The following is a 7225-nucleotide window of genomic DNA, read 5'->3' on the forward strand; positions in this document are numbered from 1 at the left end:
GCCTATGTGCTGGAGACCGGCCAGATCGCGATGGAGGGGCCGGCGGCGCAGTTGAAGGATGATCCCAGGGTCATCGAGGCTTATCTGGGGCTGGGCGGGAAGCATCAGGCGATGCTGGCGGCTTGAGGGGGCCGGAGGCGCCGGCAGGTTCAGACCAAAGGCGTAATGTAGTGCGCTCCCCGGAACGGTTTTCCCTTGGTTTTATTGGGTTTCATCGGCATTTCTCGCCGTTTGTCTGCGACGAACGGCGAGGGTTTGAGCTGGGCTTGAGTGCATTTCCGCAGGCCGGAGCAGTTCATGCCGTTGGCCTGGTTTCCGGATTAGCGTGCCGTTGCTTGCACATGCCGTCATGATTTCCACCGTTTTCGTCTTTTTCGCGCGACGGATTTCCATTCCCCAGCTTGGGGTGCGGGTGTATGCCGATGCCACTACCGGATGTTACGGAACGCCCCGAAGCCCGCGACAATGCTAGAATCCGCCGCGTAGAACCCATCTTCACTTCACTCTCATCAACTGAGGAAAAGCATGAACAAAGGTGAATTCGTCGAAGCCCTGGCCGATCGTCTGGACGTTTCCCGTGCGCAAGCCGATCGTGCTCTGTCCGCCGTGCTCGACATCGTTTCCGAGCAACTCGCGAAGGGCGAGAAGGTCGCCTTCACCGGCTTTGGCTCGTTCGAAGTTTCCAAGCGCGCTGCTCGTACCGGCCGCAACCCGCAGACCGGCGCCACCATCAAGATCGCCGAGTCCAGCGTGCCCAAGTTCACCGCTGGCGCGACCCTGAAGGGCGCTGTGAACGGCAAGTAAGCTGCGCTTTTGCGCTGTTTGCAAACGGCCCGTGCACCTGATGGTGCCGGGCCGTTGATTTTTTAACGCCCGAAAGCATCAAAAACCTTTATACTCTTGCTAGTTGTGCAATGCAGCAGCAGGGCCAGACAGTTTCGCAGCCGGGCATTCCGCCCGCCGAACGGCCCCAGGGACTGTATCCACAGCCCCATCGCCCCCGACCTCCCGCCGAACCCCATTCGTTCTCTACGACTGGCATCGTGACAACCGGTTGGTGCCGATGCGCGGTCGATCCGGCTTGATGCCGTAGTCGACCGGCCCACGCCCATCGCGCGCTTGTCGCCTTTCGCGTACTGTTTCCGCCTATCCGCGGACGGTGCGGCGCGATGCCATTGGTTCGCAGCCGCGGACCCGAACCCGGTCCGGCCACAAGCCGGGCTGTCGTAAGGAAGTACCATGACGTTCCAGAGTCTCGGCCTCGCCGACGAACTGCTACAGGCTATTGAAAGCACCGGCTACACCACGCCCACGCCGGTGCAGCAGCAGGCCATTCCCGCCGCGATTGGCGGTGGCGACCTGCTGGTTTCCTCCCATACCGGCAGCGGCAAGACGGCTGCCTTCACGCTACCCTCGCTGCACCGCCTGATCGGCAACCGGCCGACGCCGGGCAGCGGCCCGCGCGTGCTGGTGCTGACTCCCACCCGCGAGCTCGCCCTGCAGGTGGAACAAGCGGTGAAGACCTATGGCCGCAACCTGCGCTGGCTGAACACCGCCTGCCTGGTGGGGGGCGCACCCTTCTTCGCCCAGGTGAAGCAGCTGTCGCGTCCGGTGGACGTGATCGTCGCCACGCCCGGCCGTCTGATCGACCACCTGCAGCGCCGCAAGCTCAAGCTTTCCGACATCGAGGTGCTGGTGCTGGACGAGGCCGACCGCATGCTGGACATGGGCTTCGTCGAGGACATCGACGCCATCGTCGCCGCCACCCCGGCCAGCCGTCAGACCCTGCTGTTCTCGGCGACGCTGGAAGGCGTGGTCGGCAAGCTGGCCGAGCGCCTGACCCGCAACCCGCAGCGCATCGAGATCGCCGGTGGCGACGAGAGCCGCGGCAACATCGAGCAGCGCCTGATGTTCGCCGACGACCTCAGCCACAAGAACCGTCTGCTGGAAGCCCTGCTGGGCAGCGATGGCCTGCAGCAGGCGGTGGTGTTCACCGCCACCAAGCGGAGTGCCGACGAGCTGTCGCTGACCCTGCAGGAAAAGGGCTTCACCGCTGCCGCGCTGCATGGCGACATGCACCAGACGGTGCGCAACCGTACCCTGCAGCGTCTGCGCCAGGGCCGCATCGGCGTGCTGGTGGCGACCGACGTTGCTGCCCGCGGTATCGACGTCGCCGGCATCAGCCACGTCATCAACTTCGATCCGCCGCGCCAGGTGGAAGACTATGTGCACCGTATCGGCCGTACCGGCCGCGCGGGTCGCGACGGTGTCGCCATCACCCTGTCCGGCCCGCGTGAAACCGGGTTGATCCGGGCGATCGAGCGTTACACCGGCAGCCGCCTCGAAGTGCACACCATCCCCGGCATGGAGCCGGCGCCGCGGCGTCCGTCCGCGCCGCGTCCGGTCGGTGCGGGTCGTCCGCGCTTCGGCAGCGGCCGGCCGGGTGGCGGCCAGGGTGCGCGTGGCCATGGTGGCAACCATGGCGGCGGTCGTGGCGAGCAGCGCCGCGAGCGCGGTTCGCGCGGCTGATTGCCTGCCTCGCAGGCCTTCCTGCCACAGGGGAGGCCGGAAAAGAAAAAACCCGCCGATGGCGGGTTTTTTCATGGGCGCTGCCGGTGCGAACCGTGGGTTCGCCGCGCGGGCACTCAGCTCTTGGCGTCGCGGGCCGCCTGGACTTCCACCGCGCGCAGCTTGGCCGCCAGCTTGTCCAGCACGCCGTTTACGAAGCGGTGTCCATCGGTGCCGCCGTAGCCCTTGGCCAGTTCGATGGCTTCGTTGATCACCACCCGGTAGGGCGTTTCGATGCCGTGCTTCAGCTCGTGGGTGGCGAGCAGCAGTACCGCGCGCTCCACTGGCGACAACTCCTCCACCGTGCGGTGGATGAAGGGGGCGAACTCGGCTTGCAGGCTGTCTACATTGTTCAGCGTGCTGCGCAGCAGGCCGACGAAGAACTCCCGGTCCACCTTTTCGAAGCCTTCCGATTCAGCCTCGATGTGGGCTTCTACCGTCGAGATCGAGTTGCCGGACAGCAGCCACTGATACACGCCTTGCAGTGCGAGCTCCCGGGCACGCCGGCGGGCCATTTTTCCGCTCATTACAGGGCCTTCAGCAGGTTGGCCATCTCGACCGCGGTACGGGCGCAGTCGCTGCCCTTTTCCTGCATGCGGGCGAGCGCCTGGTCGTCGTCTTCGGTGGTGAGTACGCCGTTGGCGATCGGCAGGCCGGTGTCCAGGCCGATGCGGGTGATGCCGGCGCCCATCTCGTTCGAGACCAGCTCGAAGTGGTAGGTCTCGCCGCGGATCACCGCGCCGAGGGCGACCAGGGCGTCGAACTTGCCGCTGAGCGCCATCTTCTGCAGCACCAGCGGGATTTCCAGCGCGCCGGGCACGGTGGCGATGCGGATGAGCTCGGCGGACACGCCAAGTTCCAGCAATTCGTTGGTGCAGGCGGAGAGCAGCCCCTCACACACGTCCTGGTTGAAGCGGCTCATGACGATGCCGATGCGCAGACCCTTGCCGGACAGCTCGGGTTCGAATTCGGCGATGTTTTCGTAGCGGGGCATGGTTGTTCGCTTGAAGTTGGGGATATCGGGGCGCGGGCTCAGGCCTGATCCTGGAAGCCGGTGATCTCCAGGCCGAAGCCGGCCATGCTGGGGATCTTGCGCGGGTTGGAGAGCAGGCGCATGCGGCCTACCCCCAGGGATTTGAGGATCTGGGCGCCGACGCCGAACAGGCGCGGGTCCCACTTCACCGGGCGGTCGGCGGTGCCGGTGAGGCTGGCGAGCAGCTCGCGGCCGGACTGCGGACGGTAGAGCAGCACGATGACGCCGGATTCCGCCTGCGACACGGTGCGCAGGGCATCGTTCACCGGCACGCTGTGGCTGGCCGCGTTGGGGTCGAGGAAGTCCACCACCGAGATCGGCTCGTGCACCCGCACCAGGGTTTCGCGGCTGGCGTCGATGTTGCCGTGGGCGAGGGCGAAGTGCACATCGCCGGAAGTCTTGTCCTCGAAGGCGAACATGCGGAAGCGGCCGTAGGCGGTTTCCACTTCCTTCTCGGCGACCTGTTCCACCAGGTGCTCGGTGGCGGCGCGGTATTCGATCAGGTCGCGGATGGCGCCGATCTTGATGCCGTGGGCGGCGCCGAACTCGATGAGGTCGGGCAGGCGCGCCATGGTGCCGTCTTCCTTCAGGATCTCGCAGATCACCGCCGCCGGCTCCAGGCCGGCGAGCTGGGCGAGGTCGCAGCCGGCCTCGGTGTGGCCGGCGCGGATCAGCACGCCGCCCTTTTGCGCGGTGAGCGGGAAGATGTGGCCGGGGGTGACGATGTCGTCCGGCTTGGCGTGGCGCGCAACCGCCACCTGCACGGTGCGGGCACGGTCGTGGGCGGAGATGCCGGTGGTGACGCCGGTGGCTGCTTCGATGGAGGCGGTGAAGGCGGTGCCGTGCGGGGTGCGGTTGTTGCGCACCATCTGCTCCAGGCCGAGCTGGCGGCAGCGCTCCTCGGTCAGCGTCAGGCAGACCAGGCCGCGGCAATGGGTGACCATGAAGTTGATCGCTTCCGGGGTCACGAACTCGGCGGCGAGGACGACGTCGCCCTCGTTCTCGCGGTCTTCCTCATCCACCAGGATGACCATCTTGCCGGCACGGATGTCGGCGATGATTTCAGTGATCGGGGCCAGCGCGCTCATCGGGCTACCTTCGCTTCTTCCTCGCGCCAGGCGAGCATGCGTTCGACGTAGCGGGCGATCAGGTCTATCTCCAGGTTCACTTTGCTGCCGGCCTTCAGGTGCTTGAGGTTGGTGACCGCCACCGTGTGCGGGATCAGGTTGATGGAGAAGTCCGCGCCCTCCACCCGGTTCACCGTCAGGCTCACGCCGTTCACCGTGACCGAGCCCTTGCGCGCGATGTAGCCGGCGATGCTGCCGGGCGCGCGGATCACCAGTTCGTGGCTCTCGCCCACTGGCTCGAACTTCCGCACTTCGCCGACGCCGTCCACATGGCCGGTGACGAGGTGGCCGCCGAGGCGGTCGGCCAGCGTCAGCGCCTTCTCCAGGTTCACCTCGCCGCCCTGCTGGTCCAGGCCGACGGTGCAGTTGAGGGTTTCGCGGGAGACGTCGAAATTGACGCGCTGGCCATCGCGGGCGATGACGGTGAGACAGACGCCGCTGTTGGCGATGCTGTCGCCGATCTGTACGTCGGCGAGGTCCAGCGTGCCGGTGTCCACGGTGAGCCGCAGACCATCGGCCAGCGGTTCGATGCGTTCGATACGGCCGCAGGCGGCCACGATGCCGGAGAACATGAAGGGACTGATGGGAAAGGGGAAAGGCGGCAATTGTAGGCGAAAACCGCCGCCTCAGGCCGGCTTGCCGACCGCCGCCGCCTCAGCGCAGCGCGCGGTCCAGCATCTCGGCGAAGGGCTGGGCGCGCATGAAGCCGACCACGCGCAGGCCCTGGCGCTCCTGGCCGGCGGCGTCGAAGAAGATGGTGCCGGGCGGGCCGAACAGGCCGAAGCGCTTCAGCAGCGCCTTGTGTTCCTCGGTGTTGGCGGTCACGTCCGCCTTCAGCAGTAGCATGCGGCCCATGCGCTCGGCCACCTGCGGATCGGTGAAGGTGTAGCGCTCCATCTCCTTGCAGGAGACGCACCAGTCCGCATAGAAATCCAGCATCACCGGGCGGTCGGCGCCCGCCAGCCGGGCGTCCAGCTCGGCGATGGAGGACACCGGCTCGAAGCGCGGCAGGCTGACGGCCGGCGTGGCGGCTTCGGCGCGCAGCACCGCCAGCGGCTGCAGCGGATCGCGCGAGCCGGCCAGGGCGCCGACCAGCATGGCCGCGCCAGCCAGCGCCAGCACCACGCCGGCCGCCTTCCAGAAGCGCTGCCAGCCCCTGGCATGCGGCGGCAGCGGATCCAGTGCGTGCAGGAAGATGCCGGAGAACAGCAGCAGCGCGGCCCAGCCCAGCATGCTCGCCAGTGGCGGCAGCACCGGCATCAGCAGCCACAGGGCGACGCCCAGCAGGATCACGCCGAAGGCCTTCTTCACGCCCTCCATCCAGGGCCCGGCCTTGGGCAGCACCGAGCGCGCGGCCAGGCCCACTGCCAGCAGCGGCGCGCCCATGCCCAGCGCCATCGCGAACAGCGCCATGCCGCCCAGCGCGGCGTCGCCGGTCTGGGCGATGTAGAGCAGGGCGCCGGCCAGCGGCGCGGCCACGCAGGGGCCGACGATGAGCGCCGACAGCGCGCCCATGGCGGCGACGCTGCCGAGGTGGCCGCCCTTGCCCTGGCTGCCGGCCGCCAGCCGGCTTTGCAGCGCGGTGGGCAGCTGCAACTCGTAGAAGCCGAACATGGACAGCGCCAGCAGCACGAACAGCAAGGCGAAGGCGGACAGCACCCAGACGTTCTGCAGCGCCGCCACCAACAGCGTGCCGCTGAGCCCGGCGGCTACGCCGGCGACGGCGTAGGTCACCGCCATGCCGAGCACGTAGGCCAGCGACAGCGTGAAGGCGCGGGCGTGGGACACCGCGTGGCCCTGGCCGACGATGATGCCGGACAGGATGGGAATCATCGGGAAGGTGCAGGGGGTGAAGGCGAGCAGCAGGCCGAAGCCGAAGAAGCTGGCCAGCACCAGCGGCAGGCTGGCGTCGCCCAGCAGCGCGGCGATGCGGCCGCTCTCGTCGCCGCTGGTGTCGGTGGTGGCCGTGTCCGCTGCGGCCGCCTCGCCGCCGCTGTTCAGCGCCCGGTCCAGCAGGCCGCCGACGGGGGCGACGCTGGCGGTGAGGTCGATCTCGGCGCTCTGCTCGGTTGGCGGGTAGCACACGCCACCATCCCAGCAGCCCTGGCTGAAGGCGATGAGGCGGAAGGTCTTGACCTCGGCCGGCGCGCTCACCGGCAGCAGGATGCGCAACTCGCCGCGGTGGGTTTCCACCTCGCCGAAGAACTCGTCGTGCTTCAGCTTGCCCTTGGGCCGCTGCGGCTCGCCCAGCACCACGGTTTCCGGCTCGGTCTCGAAGCGGAACTTGTCGGCGTAGAGGTAATAGTCCTTGGCGACGCGGAACACCACCTCCACGCTGTCCGGCCCCAGCGCATGCGCGCTCATGGCGAAGGCCTGCTCGGGTTGCATCGGCTCGGCGGCGCGGGCGGGGAGGAGGGCGAACAACAGGCTGGCCAGAGCGGCGAGCAGGAGCGGCAGGCGGTGCGTCACGAGGTGCTTCCGGGGTGCGAGTGGGTGG

7 protein-coding genes and 1 pseudogene are annotated in these 7225 nt (G+C 67.8%); 3 read left to right on the forward strand and 5 right to left on the reverse strand.

All coding sequences use genetic code 11. From position 1 onward, the window contains the following. The 3 genes and pseudogenes from GRF61_RS22415 to GRF61_RS22425 all read left to right on the forward strand — a co-directional run. A pseudogene (locus GRF61_RS22415) lies at nucleotides 1-126 on the forward strand (ABC transporter ATP-binding protein); the annotation flags it as partial. A 399-nt stretch (nucleotides 127-525) separates the two neighbouring features. Then, nucleotides 526-804: an HU family DNA-binding protein gene (locus tag GRF61_RS22420; RefSeq protein ID WP_133595179.1), complete on the forward strand. Its 279-nt coding sequence runs from the start codon at nucleotides 526-528 to the stop codon at nucleotides 802-804. Between the two features lie 435 nt (nucleotides 805-1239). Further along, nucleotides 1240-2529: a DEAD/DEAH box helicase gene (locus tag GRF61_RS22425; RefSeq protein WP_169152842.1), complete on the forward strand. Its 1290-nt coding sequence runs from the start codon at nucleotides 1240-1242 to the stop codon at nucleotides 2527-2529. A 116-nt stretch (nucleotides 2530-2645) separates the two neighbouring features. On the opposite strand, the gene nusB is transcribed toward GRF61_RS22425, so the two are convergent. From nusB to dsbD, 5 genes are all read right to left on the reverse strand, one after another. Further along, nucleotides 2646-3095, reverse strand: a complete 450-nt coding sequence (gene nusB / locus GRF61_RS22430; protein WP_169152843.1) for a transcription antitermination factor NusB — start codon at nucleotides 3093-3095, stop codon at nucleotides 2646-2648. Beyond that, the gene (gene ribH / locus GRF61_RS22435) at nucleotides 3095-3562 is read right to left on the reverse strand and encodes a 6,7-dimethyl-8-ribityllumazine synthase (RefSeq protein WP_169152844.1); all 468 of its coding nucleotides are present in this window, start codon (nucleotides 3560-3562) and stop codon (nucleotides 3095-3097) included. The genes nusB and ribH overlap by 1 nt, the downstream gene beginning before the upstream one ends. Before the next feature lie 38 nt (nucleotides 3563-3600). Then, complete coding sequence (gene ribBA / locus GRF61_RS22440) at nucleotides 3601-4689, reverse strand: bifunctional 3,4-dihydroxy-2-butanone-4-phosphate synthase/GTP cyclohydrolase II (RefSeq protein ID WP_169152845.1); 1089 nt, start codon at nucleotides 4687-4689, stop codon at nucleotides 3601-3603. Further along, nucleotides 4686-5300 carry a riboflavin synthase gene (locus GRF61_RS22445; RefSeq protein WP_169152846.1) on the reverse strand — a complete coding sequence of 205 codons (615 nt, stop codon included), beginning with the start codon at nucleotides 5298-5300 and terminating at the stop codon, nucleotides 4686-4688. Before GRF61_RS22445 ends, ribBA begins: the two co-directional genes overlap by 4 nt. A gap of 82 nt (nucleotides 5301-5382) precedes the next feature. Continuing rightward, on the reverse strand, nucleotides 5383-7197 hold the full coding sequence (gene dsbD, locus GRF61_RS22450) for a protein-disulfide reductase DsbD (RefSeq protein WP_169152847.1): 1815 nt from the start codon (nucleotides 7195-7197) through the stop codon (nucleotides 5383-5385). Nucleotides 7198-7225: the final 28 nt, after the last annotated feature.

It is taken from the genome of Azoarcus sp. TTM-91 (genome assembly GCF_012911025.1).
Taxonomy (GTDB): domain Bacteria; phylum Pseudomonadota; class Gammaproteobacteria; order Burkholderiales; family Rhodocyclaceae; genus Azoarcus.